The 1243-nt window shown below is 59.5% G+C and carries 1 protein-coding gene; it reads left to right on the forward strand.

What is annotated here, in order from left to right; translation table 11 throughout:
- Positions 1-147 precede the first annotated feature (147 nt).
- Positions 148-1161: an IS110 family RNA-guided transposase gene (locus PROAA_RS12300; protein ID WP_186411624.1), complete on the forward strand. Its 1014-nt coding sequence runs from the start codon at positions 148-150 to the stop codon at positions 1159-1161.
- Positions 1162-1243 lie beyond the last annotated feature (82 nt).

Consider the following 1243-nt stretch of genomic DNA (forward strand, 5'->3'; position numbering starts at 1 on the left):
TGGAATAAAAGAATAGGAGGGATCACCATCGCATTGAATTTCGCAAAAACAATTCGAAGCTGAAAATCATCTAGCCGGCCTCCCACCGCCGTGAGGCGGTGGGGTTAAAGTGAGTTTGCGAACTTGCTTAACCACAGGAGGCCGAAGATGAAATATAGCGGAATTGACCTGCACTCGAACAACTGCGTAGTAACGGTAACGGATGACAGCGACAAGGTCGTCGCGGAAAAGCGGCTCCCGAACGACCTGGAAAAGATCATCGGGTTTCTCAAGCCATGGCAAGGGGAGTTGGCCGGCGTGGTCGTCGAATCCACCTACAACTGGTACTGGCTGGTCGACGGCCTGCAGGAAGCCGGGTTCGACGTCAAACTGGCCAACACCGGAGCCATCCGCAAGTATGACGGCCTCAAGCACACCGGCGATGAAGCGGATGCCCGGCATCGCGCGCACCTGCTGCGCTTGGGCATTCTCCCCACGGGCACCATCCTGCCACCGGCGCACCGCGCCCTACGCGACCTCGCCCGCAAGCGCCTGCAATTGGTACGCAGCCGCACCAGCCACATTCTGGCCATCGAAAACATCCTGGCCCGGCAAAAGGGCGCGCGCATCAGCAGCAACCAGATCAAACGGCTGACGCTGGAAGACGTTACGGCGATGGGCCTACCAGCCGACGTGTGTCTGGCCATCCAGAGCAACCTGGCGGTGATCAGGACCCTGAACGCGCAGGTCGAACTGCTGGAAAGGCGTCTTCAAGAAAGCATCGGCGACCGACCCGAGTACGCCTTGCTCACCAGCGTTCCCGGGATCGGGCGCATTCTTGCCAGCATCATCCTGCTCGAGACCGGGCCGATCGATCGCTTTGCCGAGGTCGGCAACTACGCCTCCTACGCCCGTTGCGTCGACAGCCAACGCATCAGCAACGGTAAGAAGAAGGGGGAAGGCAACACCCGGAACGGGAACAAGTACCTCGCCTGGGCCTTTGTTGAAGCCGCCAACTTTGCGCTGCGTTTCTGTGCCGAAGCGAAGCGTTTCTACGAACGCAAACGAGCGAAGACAAACAACGCGGTGGCAACCAAGGCGCTGGCCCACAAGCTGGCGCGGGCCTGCTTCCACATCCTGAAGGAGAAGCAGCCTTTTGACAAAGGACGCTGCTTCGCATGAGTGACGACGGCAACGGCAAACCCGGAAAGGGGTCTGGAGTTTCAGCCATGAGTCTGAATGGGAGGCCGTTTGCCGTCACCCG

The sequence above is a fragment of the Candidatus Propionivibrio aalborgensis genome (genome assembly GCF_900089945.1).
GTDB lineage: Bacteria > Pseudomonadota > Gammaproteobacteria > Burkholderiales > Rhodocyclaceae > Propionivibrio > Propionivibrio aalborgensis.